Below are 22,237 nucleotides of genomic sequence, written 5' to 3'. Positions count from 1 at the left end.
TAAAATGAAGCAAGAGGAGAAAAACTTTTCGTTTTTCTCCTCTTGCCTTTGTATTTTTTCTATTTTTCTCTGAAAATAGCTGGCTAATTGCCCGCTACTTTCAGTATGTTGTGGGCCAAAGCCACTATTCCAAACTCGACATGAACTTTATCGAGTCTCCGCAACGAAAATCTGCGGAACGACTGATTGCTCTTGATGTGACCGAACGCACTTTCTACCTCAATTTTTCGTCGAGCGTAGATAGCGGCCTTCTTATCACATTCAAGGGCTCCTTTGGCCTTTGCTTTCATTTCTTCAAAAATTGTGTTCCAGTGAACTGGGCGATTCCCTTTTGCCTTTGTGCATTGGGGCTTTAGTGGGCAATCTGTACAATCTTCACCTTCATATATTTTGAAGCTCTGCTCATAGCCAGACGGATTCTTTTTGTTTTGATTTTTTTCAAACGTCACTTTCCTTCCGTTCGGACAAATAAAACAGTCATCCGCTTCGATATAGGTCCAGTTCTTCGCATTTTTGATGTCCTTTTTATACTTGCGTGTTTGTTCTTGTAAATAGCTGCCATAAGGAATAAGAAACTCAAATCGTGGCTCTTTTTCATCTCCAGCTGTTGCATGGCAGCTAGCCACATGGTTGGAATATTTTCTTTTGTCAATTTTTCAATGCCGCGACAGGAATAGACCTCTTGTGTGTAGCCGTAAAGAATAATTTTAAGCTATTGTGATAATGAGTAAACATATCGCTCCTATTAAAGATAAATTTTTTTTTATTTTCTTAAGCATAATTAGTCCTCCTCTTTTTGAACTATGAATCTCACAAACTACTTCCAAAAATACAAATGCCTAAGTGGTAAGGCGGTGCGCAAACGATCAATTACTTTGAGCACTTTGCGCACCGGAATCTTTTTTTAATTTTCAAGACGAATCTCCTTTATCGTTTTATCCAGAGTTGATTGCTTTAGATGGAATCGAAAAAATAATGGGTCATGTTTTTTTAAATATTGATCCAGTAGTAGTTTTCCTTGACCAATAGTAAAAGTGTCAACCTCCGCGTCAGATAAATCCCCGCCTGACATTTTCGCCTTTTTAATAGCTGTTTTTTGTTGAGTAGTGAACGCAAAATGGCTTGCATTATTTTCTTCCTTGTTTTTATCAATCACTACGAAAATAACACCAATGATAACTATCGCACATAAAGCAATAACAAAATACTTTCTCATAAGTTTTCTCCTTAACATCCTTAATTCGCAATCTATAATGCCCGTAACATCAACATTCGTGGGTTTTTCTATTTTTAATTTTCAGGCTGAAAACCACTTTTCGGACTGTCCCCTCGGAATGCTGAGGCTCTCCCATTGATCATTTTTTAGCATTTTGCCAATATACACAATCTGGCCAACATGAGAGGCATAGTGGGTGACCTGTCGCTCAATGGCGTCAAGAACTGAGTGTCGTTCCCCGCGGATGTATACATTTTTTAGTAGATCCTCTTCTGTTAAACTGGTTAAGGTTTGTAGCAATGTTTGCCAGCCCTTTTCCCAAATGGCCATCAGCTCTGACATGGGAGTAATATTATCTACGAATTTATCATCACGATTGCGGTTTTCCTTTTCTCCATCCGTTGTTAAAAAGTCGGTCCATCTTGAGATCATGTTGCCGCTAAGATGCTTGACGATGATGGCAACACTGTTCGATTCCGGATTATATTGCCAGTGGATGTCCTCCTCTGATAATTGGCTGATCGTTTTATCTCCCAGGCTTTTTACGCTCTTTAATCTTGCAATAACAATTTTTAAGTATTCACTTCCAATATTCATCCACCCATACCCCCTCGAAAATTTTCTGTGAAGATACCATAATTTATGGTAATGTATGTGGGTAATTTTACCACAATTTCAAAGAAAAGAAAATTTCTAATTTCTAGAAAAGCCTTAGACGAGAAACATACTATAAGGACCCTTATGCATATTCCCAAATCTTGCGCTTATACTAGAAATGGCGGTTAAAAAGAACAAGGAGACTTTTGCATGAACGAGAGAATATTCAAGGCTATTAACCAATATGCAGGAACATCCAGCTTGTTAGATTCACTAATGATATTGATCTCAAAAAAAGCCCGATTTGTTTATCTTTTTGTCATTATCATCCTTTGGTTCCGGTGTACTGATGACAAAAGGATGACTGTAAATACGGGATTTACCTTAGGGGTTACCTATTTAGTTTGCTCACTCATTAAGTCGTTCTTTTTTCGACCACGCCCTTTTTTAACCCGTGAAGTGAATTTATTATCGCCAGTTCCATCGGAAAAGGATTCAACCTTTCCTAGCAAACATACTTCGCTTGCTTTTGCTATGGCAGCTTCGGTATTTTGTTTTCACAAGGTGGCAGGGGCCTTTTTATGGCTGCTCTCGGTCATGGTGGGAGTTTCCCGAATCTGGATGGGTCAGCATTATCCGTCTGATATCGCCGGAAGTGCTGTCATTGGAAAAATTGTGGCGTATATGGTTAAACGAACAGAATTGAGTTGGAAACCGTTGGTTAAACGTGCCCTTCAACCACTTAAGAACTTTTGATTTTTTGTCCTCTAAATAAACTTTAGGGATTATTCCTTGTTTTGGAATAATCCCTTTATTTTACAGACAATTTCTGTCTAATCTTGTATTTTCGCTACAAATTCATCAATCACTTGATTTAATTCTTTTGCTGATTTAGTGGGAATTTGATGTTTTTCATCGATGATCCTTAATTGATTATTTGGCAGTTTTTCATGCAGAATCTTGGCATATCGGTGAAAAAACTTATCTTTGTGCCCATAGACCAATAAAACCGGTAAATCAATGGTAGATAATTGCTGGGTACAATTATAATGCAAACTATATTGACAGTATTGGGCAATATTTCGTGCATTGCCCTTTAATGATTCTCGGTACATTTTTTTAAATATCTCTTTCGAATTCGAGTTTCCCAACGAAATCGCCAAGGCCAGCAGCCTTTTTGCCCTTACTTTTGAAAGAAAGGTTGCTATAGAGATCCTTTTTTCGTTATAAAAATCCCTTACCTCGGACATTCCACTAATAATAACTCCACCCAAAGCCCGTTCTCTCTGTGTCAGCAAACATTCCAATACGATAGACCCTCCCGTCGAATAGCCGCAAAAAATAGCTTTTTCTAGTTGAAGATGGTCTAAAAGCTGGATGATATCATTCACAATCATCCGATAAGTGATGGGTTCCTCAGAAAAGCCGCTCCGCCCATGACCTCGGACATCAAACGTAATGACCTTATATTTTTGCGACAAGCCTTCCACTTGGTATGTAAAATTGGAACTTGTGAGTAGCGGTGGATGGATAAACACAAGTGGCGTACCCTCGCCGTTAACCCTGTAGTATATTCCGTCCCCGACTCCATCTAATAGTGGCATCAAAATCCCCCATTCATAAGGCAACTATCATTCCTTGTCAGACATCATTATTTTCACACAACTTATCAGTATTATTCGATTGGTCTCGCTCCGCCATGCCCCATATTAATCCTTTATAAAAGAGGTCGGCTAAGTTGAAGCCCTGATCTATTCTCCATGAATCGCATTTTGGGATAAAATAAAATCAGTCTTTGGAATCAGGCCAATATTTTTACCAATCGGGCTCAAAATGGTGGATCTATTCTATGGGACAATACCACTTGGAAAAAGGGTCCAACTGTCTTTTATAGTCCGATGAGACAAAACCATTTGGAAGAAATAGGATAAAGCCATCCGGCAAATGGAGATTTATGTAAGATCAAATCATAACCACCCATTGAAAGATGGTTATGATTGTTTTTAAAATGGTACCTCACAAGAATCCGCATATACATAGCTTAATAAATCCACTTCATATTCCGTATAGGTTTCATCGAGCTTGTGGCCGTCCCAGCGGTGGCCGAATACTTCCTCGACGAGAATCTCCATACCGCCCTCAGCGTACTCTTCAAGACGCTTTCTTGCTTTCTTCGGAAACCCATCATCTTCATCAAATGCCTCAATATTTCTGCCCAGTTCTTCATCACTTAAAATGATCGAATAGACCGTGGCCTTTTGCCGAGTGTTCAGGTAGTTCGTCCTGAGCTCCCGGCCGCGCTCGCCGATGCTTGCTTTGCGGTTCTTTTTAAAGCCCAGAGTGGCACATAATAAAAATAAGTCCTGGTATTTGATTTCGTATTTTTGATTTAAGTGAAAATAGATTTCTTCGTATTTTTTGCTCGTGTAGAGCAAGGCTTGTCCAGCTAGAAAGTCCATGGTTTACCCCCTCGTTGCCATTGTTTCAGTGATTGCCAGCGGTACAATTTCCGAATGTCCTGGTTTGATTTGTTCCAGCTTGTACCATTTGCCGAGTTTACCGGTGCTCTTGAAGCGGATTTCTTCCGTTCTGGAGAGCTCGGTATCGGTTAACAGTAGGACCCACTGTGAAGTTAGATTTGGAATGTTGTCGATCAAATGATCGCGGTTGTTTCCGCTGATGCGGCCAAACGGAGTGTCCATGAATAATGGGAAATCAATATCGCTTGAGCCGCCCGCAGCCACTTTTGCCAGCGACGCAATAAACGATAAGGCGACCACTTGGCGCTGTCCTTGGGAAACATCCTGGGTGATGTGAATATTGTCCCAGTTTAAAATATCAATCTCATATTTTTCATTGATATTAACGTTTTTCACCAGTTCCTTGTCTTTGCGGTCAATCAGCACCTTAAAGATCTCGGTCGTTTCCTTTGTTAATTTCTGGCGCATTTCATCGCTGTATTCTTTAAAGACCCGTTCGAAATGGTCCTTAAGGGTTTCAATATATTGGAGGATTTTCGAATCGATTCGCAGGCTTTCATTCTCCCGCAGCATCCGGCTGAAATCTTTCTCCAATGCTTCCTTCTTCTTCTCGTTTTCGCCAATCCGGAATTGGAGGTCGCGAAGTTCATCCTCTAGCGCCTTCAGATAGGCCTTTTTCTCATTCAAAGTGGCTTCAAGCTGGCGTAAGTTCTCCTGTTCCTGGGCCTTCTGTTGAATTTCGCCGCTGTATTTATCAATCTCGCGGTTAATGCCTTCCATTTCATCTTTGATTTCTCTAAAATCACGCAACTTGCAGTCGATCGACTTCATGATTGTTTCTTCTTCGAGTGAAAAATCATGAATGCTCGAGGCAATTTGCGAAATTAATGGTGTTAATTCCGATCGTTTGAAATTGTTTTTCAATAATTCCAGCTGATGCAGGTTTTCCTTGTGCACATGCAAATCATTTCCACAGCAGGCACAGACCATGTCGTTCAATGATTTTTCAATCACCTCAATCGGCACCAGGTCCTTTTGGTCGACGAGGATTTGATCAAGATAATTTTTCGTCGAGACATACGTATCCTTCATCAGTAAATGAAAGGCGTTGTTAACAAGTTCGCCTTTTATTTCGTTCTTTTTATCCTTGGCCAGACGGACATGCAGGGCCTTCTTTTCTTTCTCGGCACGCAGTTTTTCTTGGATCCGTTTGACCCCTTCGTTTTCAGCCAGCTGGTTTTCGATCCGTTCAATCTCAATCGCGCAGGAAGTTTTATTATCCTCTTTTAGCTGAACGCGCTCCTGCATGCCGGTGATTTCATCGGTAAGAGCGTCGATCTCATTTTGTTTGTTCGTTAAATCAAGGTTTTGGGAAGAAGATAGAACGCGTCTTTTTTCAGATGTGTGTAGCTTTTTTAATAGATTAATCGCTGCTTCGAGTTTGTCAATTTGCAGCAGCTTGACAATTCCGTTTTTCACTTCCTCTTTCACCTTGGCGTCTGTTTTCGCGAGCGTTTCAATTTTTTCGGCATCGAACAGGAAGAAGTCCTTGATGCTTTCATCCAAAATGTTGTTGATGATCGTTTTGATCTCTGTCTCATCGGTAATCGGTTCAGCCGAATAGTTTCCGTTATCATCAATAACCGTTAATTCGGCACCAATGATTTTTTCGGTGATGACGTCACCAGTTTTGTAGCCCCGGGCCAATCGTTTAATCACGTATTTTTGGCCGCGGTGTTCGAACATCAGCTGTACCGAGGTATCAACCGGCATATTCGGGTTTTCTTCCAGCGCTAGGAAGTTGACGAGGTGAATCTTCTCCTTCGGGTTATCCTGCTGGATATGGGTGCTCCCATACAAGCCAAACATTAAGGCTCGAAAAATCCCGGTTTTCCCTTTGCCGTTTTCCCCAAAAATGATCGTGATATTTTCATTGCCGCTGGCAAACTCGATTTTCTGTACTCCATAAAATTGGCGGAAGTTTTGTAAGGTGATTTCGATCAGCTTCATTTATCTTCCTCCTCCAACACTAGCTCGCGGATTTCCTCTCGGATCATTTCTTCAATGGCCGCATTGGAACGCTTGCCAGCCTCCAGCTCTTTTAAAAGCAATCTAGCAATATAGGATAGATCTCCTGGAAACTCGTTGATTTTTTTCTCTAAATCCTTATGAATGTTCATTAAATAGCCCCCAAATTTTCTTTAAATTCGTAGTAGACTTCCCATGGAAGCTTATCCATTAGATACTCCAAGGAATAGGATCGCAGGTATTTGCCGACAATTTCCCTGGCGTTAAAGTTATTGATCGCAAACCGGGAAAACTCGGCAAATCGGGGAAGCTCCTTTGAAGCAATCGATTTATATAACTGATCTCCCGCCTCAGATGGCAGGACGATAAAATCATAGATTTCGGCGATATTTTTTCCTGGATAGGTTCGTAAAATCCGCCCGCGCCGCTGGACAAATTCCCTTGGGTTAGAGGTGCTGGCGAGAAAATAGGCGGTTTTCGTGCTCGGTACATCAACGCCTTCATCCAAACATTTAATCGCCACGAGAATTTGAATCGCGCCGTCAGCGAACGATTTTAAAAGCTGCATTCTGTCCGCCAGGTTAACCTTGGAATCAAAGCGATGAACCCGGTAGCCGAGGCTTGCGAGATTTTTCGTGATTTCGTCGACTTCCCCCGGCGCACAGTAGACAAGTGTATGGGACACGTCCTCACGTACCTGTTCGCGAAAAATCGAATAAAGCAGTGCTTTCTTATTTTCTGCTTTGCTTAAAATCAGGGCCCGTTTGCGGTTCAACTCCCTGATTTCCTCCGGGTCTGGGTGATCGGAACCGTAAAGATGGATCAGCCTTTTGGTCAATCGTTCATAGCGCTCCAGCTCATCATCGGTTAAGTTAATAATAAACGGATGATAGGTGTATTCTGTGAGCGCCCCCGTTTGAATCGCCGTTTTCATGTCATATTCATATACGGTCTCACCAAAGAATTCCGTGATGAACTCGGTCCCTTCTTCATCCCACCAGCGGTCCGGGGTCGCTGATAGGCCAAGCTTTGCTTCCATTCCGCCGAGCCGGTGGCCGCGCAGGCTGGAAATTCCAAAATAATGGCATTCATCGGCAATCAGGAAGCTTTTTCCTTTGATTTTTTCGATTAACAGGTTGAATTCTTCCGCAGCAGCCGAGCGATAGGTTGTAATCACCACATGCTTATAGATGATCCCAAGGTTAAAATCGCGTACATCGGTCTGTAGCTTTCCCGTCCATGACTGCTTGTTTCCGAAACAAAGCGTAAAGCTGGTAAAGCCTAATTTGCAGCAGCTCTCTTCCCATTGCTCGACGAGATGGGTAAACGGCACGATGATCGTCAGAAAGATCCGCCCCTTTTCCCGGTAAAACTCATTAGCGATCATTAGGCTTGTAATTGTTTTTCCGGTGCCAGTTGCCATTTCCAGGATGCCCGACCAATTGTTCTGTTTCACCGCAGCTATCGCCGCTTCCTGATAGGGCCGCGGTTTAATTTCTTGCTGTTGCGCCATTTGCCATCTCCTGCCTTAAAGAAACAAAGCCGATTTCATCAAACTGCAGTTTCTCACTTTGCTTAATTTCATACGGTAACACCTTTTTGTACATATGGTCCTGCTTCCGAACAATCCCTTTTTCCATCAGATAATCATAGATGGAAATTTCATGCATGTTGCCTTGATATTCGTTTTCCAAAACATAGACAATTAAATCTTCCAACGTTTCAATTGGACTGTCATCCCTGACAATAATGATCATGTCATAGCGATAATCAGTAAAGAGCTTTTTCACCTGGCGGTAGCCGCAGCGCTGCAGCACACTCTTTAGCAGATAAGGGTTCCAATGATGCCCGATATAAGGCAGTTTGCGCCGGTATCCTTTTAGAGTGCTGAGTGATAGGTAGGCTTGCGTACCGATTTCTTTGTCGACATACGCCTTAATTTCCGCAAGTGTTGCTTCATCGATTTCCAGCATCGCCGCCGGATACAGCTGGTCAAAATCGATTTCAAGGAAAACTCCCTGATCCAGGAGCCGTTTCAGAAAAGTAGAGACCATCATTTCTTTGTAGCCATATTCAAAGGCAAAATCGCGGATTTCCTGTCTGGATGTCTCGCCGGTAAAATGGGCGGCAATGACTTTTTCAAAGCTATCAAACTCGTAACCGTCAAGATACAAGAAATTGGAATGGCCTTTGACATTCGGTTTAAAAAATTTGATAATTGACGCGAGTTTATTCACTTCATCAATGCCTTTATCACGCAAAATCGCCGATAGTTTCTGGTCAAACATCATTTCCTTAAACATAAACCCTGCCGTCGAAAAGCCTTTCTTAAACGCTTGATCGAAATAATTGACCAATAACCGTTTTTCGTCCTTATGGAACTTTAATTTTTCAAATAAAATCGCTTGATTGTTGCCCCAAGCAAGAATTTGAAAAGAAGCGGAAATCGCCAGATCGACTTTATACTGTGGTTTGATGACCTCTAATAGCTCCTCCCTGGTACAAATGCCATTATGGCTTTTCATATAGGCAACGAGCCGGTCTTCGATACTCTGTTTCGATGCTTCATTCTTGAAAATGTTTAGCGTATTGCCTTGGCCAATCGTATACTTATCGTCCAGATAGTAGCGGATTAAGGAATACAGATGTAATTTTGTTCCAATTCCTAATTTTTCAAGCTTAGGCTGGAATGTTTCGTACACCTCCTGGACATTAATGACATCCTTAAGGCTGAATCCTTCATTTAAATATTCCTCGATCTCAGAAATCAATGATGTATCAAAATTTTTACTATCAAAATACTGGAAGGTAGAGCGGTCAACAAGCAGCACGTTCTCGGCATCGCGAATTCTCGCATCGATTGCCCGGACTGAGCTGCCAAATTCAAAATCAAGATGGCGCTTCGCCAGATTTTCGAGGATCTCGACCCCTTCTTCATCAATCCTTAGTGCTCCATGAATATAATGCTTGAATAGGTACGTGAACACTTCGTTCATCGATAACTTATGACGGGAATAGACTTCGCCGAATCTAACATATCCGCCAGCCTCTATCATCGCTTGAATGAGTTCAGAAGTTGGTTCTTCAATGCTAATCGACTCCAGCAATTCCTCGAAAGATGGCTGATGCTCGTAGAAATGGAATATTTCCGGTAATTCATTCATGAAATCATCCACAGCTTTAAAATCAATTTTTCCATTACCCTCGAAGAAAAAGACGTCGAGATTATTGTAAATCTGAAATTGCAGCTGTTCCTGTTTGATTAAATTGACCAAGTAACCATTTTCCGCGCCAATGATATCTAATAGTTCCTGCTTTGTTACAAATGATTTCGACTTGGAAACTAAGCCGATCACCGTTGAAAACTGGTTTCTGCCCAAATAGCCCGAGATTTTTCTCACTTGTTTTTTCAGGATCTGCCGTATTCTCTCGCGGGTGACACCAACATGAGTCCCGATTTCCTCAAGCGTTTCCAAGTTTTGATAACGGTGCAGGACTATATCAAAATCTCTTTCTGTCAGCATCGCTTTGATATTGGCGGCAACATCTTTCGGATGAACAATATTTTTCAGTCTAAGTGACATATCAAATAAAAGATGCGGCTCGACTTCATCCTTCAATTGAGCAATATCTTTTCCTTCGATTTCCTTCATGTTCAACCGGGGATTGGTATTGGATTGGTAACCAAAAAAGCTCAGTACTTCACTGACTGGCAGATCCATGATCAGTTCATATATAGCACCTGATTCGAAATATTTTGGCTGCGGGTCAGCTGAGTCGATATAATGACTGAGGGCGGTTTTCACCTCTTCATATCGTTTCTTTCCAACCCCTTCAAGAGATTTAAAAACTTCAAGATGGTGGGTCTGGATTTCACCAACGGTTTGGATCCCCTGCTCCGCGCAAAAATTGCGAAATGATTTATATTTATTCTCGATAAAAAAGGTGCTGATATCAATGGAGGCCGCAGCCGAATTAATTTTTAACGGCGCTGTGGGCAGGCCAATCACTTTATTTAAGCGTTGTTTTACCGCCTCTACCTTGGCAACGCCTACTCCTCGCATTTCACCATACTGCTCTAAGTCCTTTTCCGTCAGCGCGCAAACAGTTTCGATTTTTTTCATTTTGCAATATTTAAGAAACGAACGAAAAAGGTTTTCTGAAAAAACTTCCTCTACTAAAAGCAGCTTTTCGTTGTCATTGGCAGCAGCGTTCTGTGTTTTCAATTCGGGCAGATATTCTGCAACCCGCTTCTTCACCGCTTCGACTTTGCCGATGCCAACACCATTGGTTCTGCTATAGTTTAAATAATGTAAACTTGTCAACTCGTGAATCGAATTAATTTTATTTTTTTTGCAGAAATCGCGAAAAGTACGGAAGATTCCTTCTGGAAAAACCTCATGAATCGTGACTTTTCCTGATGCCGCAGTGTTTGGACTGACTTGAACGCCGATGTCAGAGCTTTTTTTGTTTTGGAAATACTTCACCCTGCTTTTCACAGCATCAAGTTTAGTACTTCCAACTCCCGGATAATACCAATATTCTTCGAAATGCTTATCGGTAATTTCGGCAATTGTCTGAATACTGTTCTTTTGGCAAAACTCCCGAAACGTCCAGTATTTGTGGTCAGCAAAAACGATTTCAATCAAGTGCTCTGCCTCGTTTTCGGAATGGGCTTCTGTTAATTCATTCATGCTGCCGGTGGGTTTGTTATTTTCTTCTGCCTTCTCCTCTGCCCAGTGAGCGATCGTAAATCCAGCCTGCTCAAGTTCCTCCCGAAGCAGTGAAATCTCAACACTATTGTTGATTCGTCTAAACCCAGCTAACGGGATTAGATGAAAAAAGGTATCTCCTTGAACATGAAAACGATGGAGGAATCCTGTCATTCCTAGTTTTTGTAAGTTCAAATTCCGATAACGGCCATGATCTTCCGGTGCAATGATATAGTTTTCAAACGAAACAGCACCGGAGGGAATGATATTATTCGGTTTTTCAGTAGAAAAATAAAAGCCCCTTAATGCCAATTCGTCAATGATGGTAAAAAAGGTGGGTTTATCCTTTACATATATAGATCTTAAGCTATCGAGGAAGAACTGAGAATCATTTAATTTTTCCAATCTCATTAAATAGTTCTTCAAGTCCCCTTTTCCCATATGATTCAATGACTTGATAACGGGAGGAAGTTGGAAATAGTCTGTCATAGTTGCCCTCCATTAACCTATTTACAAATTTACTATATTACTATAATACAATAATATATTTCGATGGTCGAGGTATAGAGGTAAAGGCTAAAATTTCATTTCGATATGCCTTACGAAAAAACGGCATGAAAGCTATTTTTCATGCCGTTTAAAATAATTCGCCGTCTAATATTTTTTTCACATGATCCGATACAGCGAAAATTGGCGGTTCTTGTGCTGCTCGTAAAGCTGTTCAATTGTTTCTTGGTGAAGCATCTCCTCCATTGTCCGCTTCCTCTTTTTAAACGTTATTGTTAGAAAAGCAATATTGATGGTCATCCAAAGCCCTCCTTAAATATTTCCGGCTATTCCGGGAAATTCTTTAACTGGCTTTAGCTTATAATAAGACAAAAGATTCCAAATCGTGAAAACGATGGAACCTCTCCTCGATAATTAGTTGAAGAAAAGCTCAGACTTTGGATGTACCTTCAATTCGTTTTGGGGTCTGTTTCTTTGTTCATTAGCTTGATGACATGCTCCTTCGGACTCCAGCAGTTAAATTGATAGTTCGTTTTGGTTTCATAACCGAGCCGGCCGCAAACATATTTCATTCCTTTTGGAGTTTTTTCGGGCTTAAAGTGACGGCAGGTTGCACAACAATGGAAATCTTTCATAAATAATTCTCCTTCGGTTCAACATCAGACAAATTTTAAGAATTCAATTCGCGGAGCTCTTGGATAATTTCATTAAACCGTTGATCCAGCTTGGCATAGGTTTCGTCTTTTGCTGTTAACAAGCTTAGTCTTCCCAAAATCTCCTGTTGTTCGTTTTCCAGCTGTATTCGGCGAATGGCAGCATCGTCAGCAGCAGCATTTTCGATAATAGGTGTCCTAACTAGTTTATTTTCAATGATCCATTTTTTGTCTGTTATTTTTTCCAAAAAATAGCGGTCATGGGATACGACCAGGACTGTACCGTCATACTCAGAAAGTGTTTGCTCCAGCTGCTCCCGTGATGGTAAATCCAAATGGTTAGTTGGCTCATCCAGGATTAATAGATCCTTGGCCTCGAGAATATATTGCATCAGCTTGCATTTGACCCGTTCGCCCATGCTCATGTTTTCGATCGGCTGCGTCCATTGGGTTGCGGTGAAACCCAGATGTTTCATGAAATTTTGCACTTTTCCCCGCCCGGCAAACGTTTCCTGATAGAAAAATTGTTCCGGTGTTTGCTCCAGCGGTAGGTCAAATACTTCTTGAGTTAAATAGCCAATTTTGGCAGCCGGGGACACCCAAATGTACCCTTCTGCCGGCTCTTTACCCATTAAAATATTCAGCAGCGTGGTTTTACCGCTGCCATTCGGTCCTGTTAAGGCAATCTTCTCCCCTGATTGAATCGTTAAATTTACCCGTTCAAACAGCAGCTCCGTACCAAAACCTTTTCGCAAATCCTTGACTTCGAGCAGGCGCTTTCCCTTTTTGGGATTGGGAGGCAATGAAAATTGAACCGTATATTCAGGGGTTAACTGCTCTACCTTGGCTTTCTCAAGTTCCTTTTCCAACCGTTTTCGCTTTGATTTCACTTGAGCATCCATCTTTTTTGCCTTTACGCGGAAGTATTCTTTAAACCCTTCTTGCTTCGTTGATTGCTGATGGGCCTTTTCGGACCAGGAGGAAAGGTTGTTGATCTGGTGCTCCACTTGTTTTATCCGCTTTTGCTGAAGGTCATAGGCATGCTGTTGCGCCTGACGCTGTTCATGACGGAACGCCTTATAGGCAGAATAATTCCCCTCAAACTCGATGATCTTTTGATCCTCAATGGACCAAATCTTTGTAACTGCTTGGTCTAAAAAGTAACGATCATGGGAAGCCATGATGACGGTTCCGTTATATTTCTCGATGAGATTAATTAATTGAGAAATCGCTGCCTCGTCTAAGTGGTTAGTTGGCTCATCCAGGAGCAAAATATCCGCATCTGCAGAAAAACCTTTGGCCAGTCGGGCCTTTAGCTTTTCACCACCGCTTAAAAATTTATATTCCGTATTTGGTACAAAAAGCTTAGCCAATAATTCTTTTTCATACTGGGTAATGTTTGTATTTATAAAGTCAACCTGCTCCTGCAAGACATACTCTACCTGCAAGTCTTGTTTCCACTCCAGAGAACCAGATTCAGAGACCAGCCCTCCTGCAATGATTTGTAAAAGGGTTGATTTCCCGGCGCCATTTTTCCCGATAACCCCAATTACTTCATTACTTTTGACGTGTAAAGCCGCAGCCTCAAAAAGGGTTGTGCTTTCAATGGTAAATTTCAAATTTTGTATATTGAGCCATTCTCTCATGCAAATCCCCGCTTTCCGGGAGGACATAAATATAAACGCCAAAAATCCTCCCAAATATTTGGAAGGATTAGTCTGTAAAAAATCGTGCATCAAAAAGCCTGCTGTAAACAGACCTTTGCAAAATATATAAAAATTGGGCAGACTAATCCTATTTTTTTAATCATCGTCCTATATGCCTGACGGAAAAAATAAGATTAGTTTCTCACTGTCCACCCACATTCCCTTCATGTTTATTACCATTATCTTAACATTTTAACCCAGCGAAAGCAAAGCATTATCATGTCAAATTTCGTTTTTAACCGCATATCCAGCTGTTGATCCCATTATGCAAGGTAGGCTTCGCGTACTTCTTCATTCGTCAAGAGATCATGGCCGTTTCCTTTGAGTTTGATTTCTCCTGTTTGAATGACATAGCCGCGGTTAGCGATTTGCAGAGCTTGGTAAGCGTTTTGTTCCACGAGCAGGATGGTAATCCCTCCCTGATTTAATTCCTTGATGATGTCAAAAATTTGCTCGACGACCATCGGTGCCAGACCCATGGAAGGCTCGTCTAACATCAATAAATCCGGTTTCATCATTAGCGCTCTGGCGATGGCGAGCATTTGCTGCTCCCCGCCGCTCATCGTGCCGCCCTTTTGGTCCAGCCGATCCTTTAGCTTCGGAAAATATTGGAATGCCTGCTCCATTCTTTCCTCGATAACTTGTTTACTTTTGACCGAGAACGCTCCCATTAATAGATTTTCCTTGACTGTTAACCGAGGAAAAATCCTTCTCCCTTCCGGAACATGGGCGATTCCCAACAAGGTTGTTTCGTGTGCTGGTTTATTGGTAATTTCCGTTCCATTATACATGATGTTTCCTGTTTTGACTTTCGTCAATCCGCTGATCGATTTTAAGGTCGTCGATTTTCCCGCGCCATTGCTGCCAATCAGGGTGACAATTTCGCCTTTTTCAACTGAAACATCAATTCCTTTTAATGCTTGAATCCCGCCATAAAAGGTTACAACCTTATTTAATTGGAGCATCGAATCCCCCCTGTCTATATAGAGTAGTCTCTAGTATTCAAAAAGCTGGTTGGTTACTGAAGCTTCTTTCCTTTAAAAAAAAGGGAACCAGCTAAACATTTTTACCTTATCCGGCATGAACAGCCCCGGTGCCGAGGTACGCCTCAATCACTTTTGGATTATTTCGGATGTATTCAGGCTTTCCTTCAGCAATTTTCACCCCATGATCGAGGACAAAAATCTGTTCGGAAATTTCCATGACGAGCCGCATATCATGCTCAATCAAAATGATCGTTAAATTGAACTCCTCCCGCATGTTTCGTATCAGCCGGGTAAGCTCGGTCGTTTCCTTAGGATTCATGCCTGCTGCCGGTTCATCCAATAATAAAACCTTTGGTTCGGCCGCCAGCGCCCTAGCGATCTCCAGTCTTCTTTGCGCCCCGTAGCTTAAATTGCAAGCCTTTTCATTTAGAAAATCCTCCAGGCCTACATATTCCAGCAATTGATACGCCTTGATTTCTGAATCCAGTTCTTCCTTGCGGGTCGTCGGGAGATTGAACAAAATTCCAAAAAGTCCTGCTTTTAAATGGGCATGCATCCCAACCATCACGTTTTCCAGCACGGTCATTTCATTAAACAAACGGATATTTTGAAACGTCCTGGCAATTCCCTTTCGACAAACGATATGCGGCTTTAAGCCGTTTAATTTTTCACTTTCCAACAAAATTTCCCCTGACGTCGGCTGGTAGACGCCGGTAATCATATTAAAAAAAGTAGTTTTTCCGGCACCATTTGGTCCGATGATCGCAGTAATCGAGTTTTTTTCCACGGTCATTGATATATCTTGAGTGGCCACCAGACCACCAAATTTCTTCGTTAAATTTTTCACTTCCAAAATGGACATCCCTACACCTCCTGAGCGTTCTCGATTGGAGATTGTTCGCGCAGCGAATCACCGTTGGCCTCCTTACTCCCTTTTTGTAATAATTTTTGGTCATATTTGCGGTTTTTGGCGGGTAAAAGACCTTGCGGGCGGTAAAGTGCGAATAAGATTAACAGCAGCCCGAAAATCATCCGTTGCATCTTCGATGGAGACAACGCATCCGGAATCGAAATCGCCCCTGACGTGCTAAGCTGATTCAACCAATTGGTAATCTCCGTTAATACTTGCAGGTTGAGAATCGTCATTACAGCAGCTCCAAGAATAACTCCGGGAACACTGCCCATCCCACCTAGGATGACCATGACCAGAATCGTAATCGACTCCAGTAAGGTAAAGCTTGTCGGGTCGACAAATGCTTGCTTGGCCGCAAAAACGACACCCATCATGCCCGAGAAGGAGGCACCAATTGCAAACGCCATTAATTTCGTCTTCACCAGGGGGACGCCCATTGCTTGAGCGGCTATTTCGTTTTCCCTCACCGCTTTCCATGACCGGCCTATTTTTGAATGTTCAAAGCGGCGAACCGTGAAAATAGTAAATACTAAGATAATCAGGACAATGTAATAGAATTGACTTGGATAAAGAAAGTCGATTCCAAACAGGCTTGGCGGGGTAACCGAAGGAAGGCCCATCGCTCCGTTTGTGATATTGACCGGCCGGTCCAGGTTATTAAAAATGATCCGAATAATTTCCCCGAATCCCAGGGTAACAATGGCCAAATAATCGCCTTTTACCCTTAAAACGGGGATTCCCAGAAGGATGCCGAACAGGGCGGCAACAAAACAGCCGATTAAAATAAAGATCCAAAAGCTTTCTCCTGAAAGCGGATAATGCCCAAAAGGCATGAAATGATTCGCTTGGGCGGTCGCAAATATCCCATAGGAGTAGGCCCCAACAGCAAAAAAGGCAATAAAGCCCAAATCAAGCAGGCCGGCCATTCCCACGACAACATTCAGTCCCAGCGCCATCGAAATGTAGATACCCACTAAAGTTGCCACTTCCATATAGGATTGATAGCCATCCCCATTACTTGCGGTAAATGGCAGTAAAATTACCAGCACCACTCCGGCAATGAGCCATTTGGTAACGTTTTTAAAGCTAGTAAAATATAATAGTAAAAGTGAGGCTAATAGCAGCAGGAACGCTGTCACTGATTTTTGCGCCAAGTATAAGCTGAGCGACGTGATTCCAATGTAAAGGAGAAGGAAGATTCCCTGCGCGAGCTTATTTTTTCGATAGTTTTGCCAAAGAGCTTTCATTCTCCTCACCTACACTTTCTCGGTTACCGGTTTGCCAAATAGGCCTTCCGGTTTAAATAACAACACAAGAATTAAGATAATAAACGCAAATACATCCTTATATTCAGCTCCGAACACACCATGCGATAACAGGGTTAAATTGGCCGAGGCGAACATTTCTAGCAGTCCCAGCAAGAGTCCGCCGAACATCGCACCGCGAATATTGCCAATCCCCCCTAAAACCGCTGCGGTAAATGCTTTTAAGCCAAGAATAAAACCAATATAGGGGTCGATAGTTCCGTATTGTACGGCGAACAGCACTCCTGTAGCACCGCCAAGCGCTGAACCAACAAAGAAAGTGATTGAAATAACCTTATTGACATTGATCGTCATCAATGCAGCGGTATCACGATCCTGAGCAACTGCGCGCATCGCCATTCCCCACTTCGTCCGATTAACGAAGAAATCAAGACCGATCATCATCAAAACGGCAGCGATCAGAACAATGACAAACGATTGCTTAATCGTCGCATCGGTAAAAATAGAACTAATTGATGAAGCTTTAATCGATAGCTGACTATTAAAAAGACTTGGACCGGTTACAATGTAATTTCCTTTTTTCAATTCGGCAATAAAGCGGACAATATCCTGTAATAAAAACGAAACTCCAATCGCCGTAATCAATGGAATTAATCGCGGCATGTTGCGCAAGGGCCGGTATGCTACCCTTTCAATCCCCATTCCTAACAGGCCTGTTAAAATAGCGGTAAATAATAGAACAACAATTAGCATGATAATTGTCGGTACCGAGGAGACCCAGCCAATTCCTGTCAAAACGATTAACATCGCTGTGCCAATAAAGGCACCCGTCATAAAAATTTCCCCGTGGGCAAAATTAATTAATTCCAAAATCCCATATACCATCGTGTATCCGATTGCGATAACGGCATAGACCGCTCCTAAGGTGAGACCGTCGATCAGTACCTGCGGGATATTTTGGATCATTTCAGTAAGCATGGCTAACCCCCTTGTCCTCATTATTTATAGAAGAAAAGGGTACCTCACACACAAGTGTGCGTCATACCCTTTCCACCTTATTTACTCACTTCGCCAACTAATTCCGCTGGATATTTGGCCTCTTTAAAGCTGTAAATAAATACCTTTGCGTAATTATTGTCGCCATTTTCATCAAAGCTTACCTTTGTTAAGACACCTTGATAATCTTTCACACCACGAACGGCATCCCTTACTTGGGCCCGCGTCGGCATTTTATTGTTATTGGCTTTAATAGCGTCCTCAATCCCCTTTAAGACGACGCCCATTGTATCATAGCCATAAACCGAATAGGATTCTGTATTTTTGTTGAATTTTGCCTTATAGCTTTCGATAAACTTCTTACCTTCCTCTGATTTCGATGAATCCCCTGCCAGTGAAGTAATATACGTATCCTTTACGGCCTCGCCAGCAATTTCAACCAGTGTCGAAGCATCCATTCCATCACCGCCGAGGATTGGAACCTTGATCCCTTTTTCTCGGGCCTGCTTAATAATCAGCCCACCCTCGGCATAAATACCGCCAAAATAGACTAAATCTGGCTTTTTCGAGGCAACCTGGTTCAGCACACCGTTGAAATCTTTTTCGCCGACGGTAATTCCTTCAAAACCGAGAATCTCCGCACCTTTTGATTCAGCCGCTTTCTTGAAAGCTTCCGCCAGACCGGTTCCATAGGCCGTTTTATCTTGGATAATGAAAATTTTCTTGGCCTTTAAGGTGTTTACAGCAAATTCAGCGCCTGCAGGACCTTGGAAGTCATCGCGGGCCACAATCCGGTTGACGGTTTTTAATCCTCTTGTCGTGACTTCGACCGCGGAGTTGGCCGGTGACACCATTGGAATCGCATATTTTTCATAAACTTCGGAGGATGGGATGGCAACTCCCGAGTTAAAGTGTCCCACTACCGCCAAAATCGCTTTATCGGCGCCGATTAACTGAGCATTGGCAACGCCTTTCTTCGGGTCGCTTTGGTCATCATACGGGACCAGCTGTAAATCAAATCCCAAATCCTTAAACTTTTGTTTTTCTTCGTCTAATTTCATTTGTGCACCAAGCTTAATGGCCTCCCCAATGGTGGCACTTCCACCAGATAGCGGGGTTTGTGTGGCAATCTTAATCACCTTTCCGCCTGATTTTCCCTCATTTCCATCAGACTTGGAACTTCCGCATCCGGCTAGAAAAATACTCGCCGCCAAGCCCCCTGATAACAATATCGCTAAAGATTTTTTCCACTTCAACTTGACCTCTCCCCTTTTCTCGTAAAATACTTGTCCCAATACATGTATATTTAATAGGTAATAAAATTAGGACAAAATATTCATTTCACGATTTTTTTGTATAAAAAAATGGTGCCTGACAGCAACCATTACAAATCTCTGATTGAATTGTTATGATCTTACCAACACTAATGCTAAATATGAAACCAGATGAAGGATTGTCCGTATAATAATGAAATAATGTTGAAGGAGTCGAATCGTTTTGCCAACAACAGAATCAGTGGAATTTTTAAATCAGGAATTAGAGAAAATTGAAAAATGGGAAAAGGACCAAAAAGGACTGTGGTTCTGGGAAAAAATTGGACGACTTCCCTTTGCCTTGCTCGATAAGCTGACACCAAAGTTTATTCAAGCCAAAATTGGAATGGCCATCGATGAACTTGGGAGTTATATCCAAACAGGTGGTCAATATTTAATCAGCGAGAAAGCAGTTTTTCAGAAATTCAACCTTAAAAACGAAATAATAAGCCTCGAACAGGTCGGTCAGCTGCCACTCAGCCAAATGGATGAAGTCGCAGAAGAACTAAAAAATTCACGAACAAAATTTGCCGCTGTTCAAGGGGCTACTACCGGATTTGGCGGGATTTTCACATTAGCCATCGATATTCCTGTTCTACTCAGCCTGTCCCTTAAAGTTTTACAGGAAATCGCTTTATCCTACGGTTATGATCCGAAGGAAAAAGCGGAACGCATCTTCATTGTCAAATGCCTGCAATTTGCTTCTTCGGATGTTGTCGGAAAAAAAGCCATACTAGAGGATTTAACTGATTTTGCTTCAGAGAAAAAGAATCAACGAATGATTTCACAGCTGCAGGGATGGCGCGAGGTTGTCATAACCTATCGCGATAATTTCGGCTGGAAAAAGTTATTTCAGCTTGTTCCGATTGCTGGGATGATTTTTGGTTCTATTATCAATAAATCGTCGATTGCCGATGTTGCTGAGACCGGGATGATGTTGTATCGAAAACGGAGGATATTGGAGCGGCTTCAGCAAATGAAAAAACCGGGTGAGGTGTAGGTTGTAGGTTAGCCGATACCTGACAGTTAAACTTCGGTATCCGCCCATGATCTATGGTACAGGCACCCCAACATCGATGATCTGGTGGTGCCCGTACCTACCTCCATTAATCGTGAAAATTCGTTCCATCCGTTACATTTTTAACAATTCCTGCACGGATGACAAAATCACCAAAGTGTTCCCCATTGAGACGTTCTTTTGCATAGCGGGACAACAATACCCGCAATTCCTTTAAAATTTCCTCTTCCCCGATATTTTCACGATACATTTTATTCAGGCGGCTGCCATCAAACGCACCACCGAGATACATATTATATTTTCCGACAGCCTTCCCCATAAAAGCAATCTCCGCAAGAGCTGGACGGGCACAGCCGTTTGGACAGCCGGTCATGCGAATCGTGATTTCTTCTTCGTGCAGACCATTTTCATCAAGAATTTCTTCAATCTTATCGATTAAACTCGGTAAATAGCGCTGGCTTTCCGCCATGGCCAAGCCACAGGTTGGCAATGCCACACAAGCCAGCGAATTGCGGCGCAATGCAGAATGATACCGACCATCGGTTAACCTGTATTCGTCCAGTAGCGCGCTAATCTGTTCTTTATTTTCACTTGGGACATTGGCAATGATCAAGTTTTGATTTGCCGTTAAGCGGAAGTCACCTGTATGAACCTTGGCAATTTCCCGCAGGCCGGTCTTTAGTTTGTAATGGGCAAAATCCTTCACGCGGCCATTTTCCACAAATAAAGTAAAATGCCAATTTCCATTAACCCCTTCCACCCAGCCATACCGGTCGCCATTGTGTTCAAAATGATATGGTTTCGCTTCGTCCAGCTTCCATCCGAGGCGGTTTTCCAATTCGGCTTTTACCACATCAAGCCCTAGGCGGTCAATCGTATATTTAAACCGTGCGTTTTTCCGAACCGAACGGTTGCCGTAATCACGCTGAATCGTAATCGTCTTTTCCGCCACCTCGACCATTTTTTCCGGCGGGCAAAAACCAATTACCTTCGCCACTTGAGGATAGGTCGTCTTGTCACCATGTGTGAAGCCCATGCCGCCGCCAATAGCAATGTTGAAGCCAGTCAACTTGCCATTTTCCACGATGGCAATGAAGCCAAGATCCTGGGAAAAAACATCAATATCATTTGATGGCGGCACGGCAATGCCAATCTTGAACTTGCGAGGTAAATAAAGCGGACCGTAAATCGGTTCAACCTCCTCCACATCAGGCGTGCCGGCGACTTTTTCCTCATCCAGCCAGATTTCATGATAGGCTCTGGTCTGCGGCAATAAATATTCACTTAATGTTTTGGCGTATCCATATACCGCGGAGTGGATTTCCGACTGGTATGGATTAGGATTGCACATGACGTTTCGATTGACATCGCCGCAGGCTGCCAGCGTGTTAAGCAACGTTTTATTTATTTCCTGGATCGTTGTCTTCGTATTCCATTTTAGAATTCCATGCATTTGGAAGGATTGCCGAGTGGTCAGTTTTAATGCTCCGTGGGCATATCTTTCGGCCAGATCCTCCAAAACCAGCCACTGTTCGGATGTAACGACACCGCCCGGAGCCCGGACACGCAGCATGAAGCCATAGGCAGGCTCAAGTTTTTGCTTTTGCCGCTCGTTTCGAAGATCGCGGTTATCTTGGAGATAACTGCCGTGGAACTTCATCAGGCGGTTATCATCTTCATTGATGCCGGCACTGAGACGATCCTGCATCGACTCTTTCAGTGTGCCGCGCAAATAAACGCTTTCTTCCTTGATGCGTTCCACATCGCTCGGCGGACCGTCCGGTGCTGCTAAAATTGGCTTTAAAACCATGTTGAAAAGACCCCTTTCAAAATTTTTGCGACTGTAA

General features: G+C 42.6%; 20 protein-coding genes. 2 read left to right on the top strand and 18 right to left on the bottom strand.

Annotated elements, in window-relative coordinates; all coding sequences use genetic code 11:
* Positions 1-83: 83 nt before the first annotated feature.
* From JK635_RS12490 to JK635_RS12480, 3 genes are all read right to left on the bottom strand, one after another.
* On the bottom strand, positions 84-626 hold the full coding sequence (locus tag JK635_RS12490; protein ID WP_202654253.1) for a transposase: 543 nt from the start codon (positions 624-626) through the stop codon (positions 84-86).
* Between the two features lie 278 nt (positions 627-904).
* A complete protein-coding gene (locus JK635_RS12485; protein ID WP_202654252.1) occupies positions 905-1,216 on the bottom strand; it encodes a hypothetical protein in 312 nt (103 codons plus the stop codon).
* Between the two features lie 81 nt (positions 1,217-1,297).
* Positions 1,298-1,813: a DUF1572 family protein gene (locus JK635_RS12480; protein WP_202654251.1), complete on the bottom strand. Its 516-nt coding sequence runs from the start codon at positions 1,811-1,813 to the stop codon at positions 1,298-1,300.
* 210 nt (positions 1,814-2,023) lie between these two features.
* On the opposite strand from JK635_RS12480, the gene JK635_RS12475 reads away from it, so the two are divergent.
* On the top strand, positions 2,024-2,569 hold the full coding sequence (locus JK635_RS12475) for a phosphatase PAP2 family protein (protein ID WP_202654250.1): 546 nt from the start codon (positions 2,024-2,026) through the stop codon (positions 2,567-2,569).
* A gap of 77 nt (positions 2,570-2,646) precedes the next feature.
* On the opposite strand, the gene JK635_RS12470 is transcribed toward JK635_RS12475, so the two are convergent.
* From JK635_RS12470 to JK635_RS12405, 14 genes are all read right to left on the bottom strand, one after another.
* Entirely contained in the window at positions 2,647-3,417 is a 771-nt protein-coding gene (locus tag JK635_RS12470; protein WP_202654249.1) for an alpha/beta fold hydrolase, read from the bottom strand.
* Positions 3,418-3,816: 399 nt separating this feature from the next.
* Positions 3,817-4,272, bottom strand: a complete 456-nt coding sequence (locus tag JK635_RS12465) for a DNA phosphorothioation-associated 4-like protein (protein ID WP_202654248.1) — start codon at positions 4,270-4,272, stop codon at positions 3,817-3,819.
* A 3-nt stretch (positions 4,273-4,275) separates the two neighbouring features.
* A complete protein-coding gene (locus JK635_RS12460) occupies positions 4,276-6,303 on the bottom strand; it encodes an AAA family ATPase (protein WP_202654247.1) in 2,028 nt (675 codons plus the stop codon).
* Positions 6,300-6,473, bottom strand: coding sequence for a hypothetical protein (locus tag JK635_RS12455; protein WP_202654246.1), 174 nt, complete (start codon positions 6,471-6,473; stop codon positions 6,300-6,302). The genes JK635_RS12460 and JK635_RS12455 overlap by 4 nt, the downstream gene beginning before the upstream one ends.
* On the bottom strand, positions 6,473-7,834 hold the full coding sequence (locus JK635_RS12450; RefSeq protein WP_202654245.1) for a DEAD/DEAH box helicase family protein: 1,362 nt from the start codon (positions 7,832-7,834) through the stop codon (positions 6,473-6,475). The genes JK635_RS12455 and JK635_RS12450 overlap by 1 nt, the downstream gene beginning before the upstream one ends.
* Positions 7,812-11,522 (bottom strand): sigma factor-like helix-turn-helix DNA-binding protein, encoded by a 3,711-nt coding sequence (locus JK635_RS12445; protein ID WP_202654244.1) that lies wholly within the window; start codon positions 11,520-11,522, stop codon positions 7,812-7,814. Before JK635_RS12445 ends, JK635_RS12450 begins: the two co-directional genes overlap by 23 nt.
* A 177-nt stretch (positions 11,523-11,699) precedes the next feature.
* The gene (locus JK635_RS12440; protein WP_202654243.1) at positions 11,700-11,840 is read right to left on the bottom strand and encodes a YrzI family small protein; all 141 of its coding nucleotides are present in this window, start codon (positions 11,838-11,840) and stop codon (positions 11,700-11,702) included.
* A gap of 149 nt (positions 11,841-11,989) precedes the next feature.
* Positions 11,990-12,175, bottom strand: coding sequence for a hypothetical protein (locus JK635_RS12435; RefSeq protein WP_202654242.1), 186 nt, complete (start codon positions 12,173-12,175; stop codon positions 11,990-11,992).
* A gap of 35 nt (positions 12,176-12,210) precedes the next feature.
* Positions 12,211-13,839 carry a ribosomal protection-like ABC-F family protein gene (gene abc-f / locus JK635_RS12430; protein ID WP_202654241.1) on the bottom strand — a complete coding sequence of 543 codons (1,629 nt, stop codon included), beginning with the start codon at positions 13,837-13,839 and terminating at the stop codon, positions 12,211-12,213.
* 323 nt (positions 13,840-14,162) lie between these two features.
* Positions 14,163-14,864 carry an ABC transporter ATP-binding protein gene (locus JK635_RS12425; protein ID WP_202654240.1) on the bottom strand — a complete coding sequence of 234 codons (702 nt, stop codon included), beginning with the start codon at positions 14,862-14,864 and terminating at the stop codon, positions 14,163-14,165.
* Between the two features lie 106 nt (positions 14,865-14,970).
* Entirely contained in the window at positions 14,971-15,747 is a 777-nt protein-coding gene (locus JK635_RS12420; RefSeq protein WP_202654239.1) for an ABC transporter ATP-binding protein, read from the bottom strand.
* 2 nt (positions 15,748-15,749) lie between these two features.
* On the bottom strand, positions 15,750-17,045 hold the full coding sequence (locus JK635_RS12415; protein WP_202654238.1) for a branched-chain amino acid ABC transporter permease: 1,296 nt from the start codon (positions 17,043-17,045) through the stop codon (positions 15,750-15,752).
* Positions 17,046-17,054: 9 nt separating this feature from the next.
* Complete coding sequence (locus JK635_RS12410) at positions 17,055-18,041, bottom strand: branched-chain amino acid ABC transporter permease (RefSeq protein WP_202654237.1); 987 nt, start codon at positions 18,039-18,041, stop codon at positions 17,055-17,057.
* A gap of 77 nt (positions 18,042-18,118) precedes the next feature.
* Positions 18,119-19,315 (bottom strand): branched-chain amino acid ABC transporter substrate-binding protein, encoded by a 1,197-nt coding sequence (locus JK635_RS12405; RefSeq protein WP_202654236.1) that lies wholly within the window; start codon positions 19,313-19,315, stop codon positions 18,119-18,121.
* A 241-nt stretch (positions 19,316-19,556) separates the two neighbouring features.
* Here JK635_RS12405 and JK635_RS12400 point away from each other — a divergent pair, with 241 nt between their 5' ends.
* Positions 19,557-20,372, top strand: coding sequence for an EcsC family protein (locus tag JK635_RS12400; protein WP_202654235.1), 816 nt, complete (start codon positions 19,557-19,559; stop codon positions 20,370-20,372).
* Between the two features lie 106 nt (positions 20,373-20,478).
* Here JK635_RS12400 and cysI read toward each other — a convergent pair whose 3' ends face one another.
* Positions 20,479-22,200, bottom strand: coding sequence for an assimilatory sulfite reductase (NADPH) hemoprotein subunit (cysI, locus tag JK635_RS12395; protein ID WP_202654234.1), 1,722 nt, complete (start codon positions 22,198-22,200; stop codon positions 20,479-20,481).
* Positions 22,201-22,237: the final 37 nt, after the last annotated feature.

The organism is Neobacillus paridis (genome assembly GCF_016765675.1).
Classification (GTDB): domain Bacteria; phylum Bacillota; class Bacilli; order Bacillales; family Cytobacillaceae; genus Neobacillus; species Neobacillus paridis.
This window is presented reverse-complemented; position numbering and strand designations above follow the sequence as displayed.

Bases quoted from the DNA above. Each gene is read 5' to 3' on its own strand.
- abc-f (WP_202654241.1), bottom strand. From the start codon at position 13,839: ATGAGAGAATGGCTCAATATACAAAATTTGAAATTTACCATTGAAAGC.
- JK635_RS12415 (WP_202654238.1), bottom strand. From the start codon at position 17,045: ATGAAAGCTCTTTGGCAAAACTATCGAAAAAATAAGCTCGCGCAGGGA.
- JK635_RS12445 (WP_202654244.1), bottom strand. From the start codon at position 11,522: ATGACAGACTATTTCCAACTTCCTCCCGTTATCAAGTCATTGAATCAT.
- JK635_RS12480 (WP_202654251.1), bottom strand. From the start codon at position 1,813: ATGAATATTGGAAGTGAATACTTAAAAATTGTTATTGCAAGATTAAAG.
- cysI (WP_202654234.1), bottom strand. From the start codon at position 22,200: ATGGTTTTAAAGCCAATTTTAGCAGCACCGGACGGTCCGCCGAGCGAT.
- JK635_RS12465 (WP_202654248.1), bottom strand. From the start codon at position 4,272: ATGGACTTTCTAGCTGGACAAGCCTTGCTCTACACGAGCAAAAAATAC.
- JK635_RS12410 (WP_202654237.1), bottom strand. From the start codon at position 18,041: ATGCTTACTGAAATGATCCAAAATATCCCGCAGGTACTGATCGACGGT.
- JK635_RS12435 (WP_202654242.1), bottom strand. From the start codon at position 12,175: ATGAAAGATTTCCATTGTTGTGCAACCTGCCGTCACTTTAAGCCCGAA.
- JK635_RS12440 (WP_202654243.1), bottom strand. From the start codon at position 11,840: ATGACCATCAATATTGCTTTTCTAACAATAACGTTTAAAAAGAGGAAG.
- JK635_RS12460 (WP_202654247.1), bottom strand. From the start codon at position 6,303: ATGAAGCTGATCGAAATCACCTTACAAAACTTCCGCCAATTTTATGGA.
- JK635_RS12485 (WP_202654252.1), bottom strand. From the start codon at position 1,216: ATGAGAAAGTATTTTGTTATTGCTTTATGTGCGATAGTTATCATTGGT.
- JK635_RS12425 (WP_202654240.1), bottom strand. From the start codon at position 14,864: ATGCTCCAATTAAATAAGGTTGTAACCTTTTATGGCGGGATTCAAGCA.
- JK635_RS12420 (WP_202654239.1), bottom strand. From the start codon at position 15,747: ATGTCCATTTTGGAAGTGAAAAATTTAACGAAGAAATTTGGTGGTCTG.
- JK635_RS12450 (WP_202654245.1), bottom strand. From the start codon at position 7,834: ATGGCGCAACAGCAAGAAATTAAACCGCGGCCCTATCAGGAAGCGGCG.
- JK635_RS12455 (WP_202654246.1), bottom strand. From the start codon at position 6,473: ATGAACATTCATAAGGATTTAGAGAAAAAAATCAACGAGTTTCCAGGA.
- JK635_RS12470 (WP_202654249.1), bottom strand. From the start codon at position 3,417: ATGCCACTATTAGATGGAGTCGGGGACGGAATATACTACAGGGTTAAC.
- JK635_RS12475 (WP_202654250.1), top strand. From the start codon at position 2,024: ATGAACGAGAGAATATTCAAGGCTATTAACCAATATGCAGGAACATCC.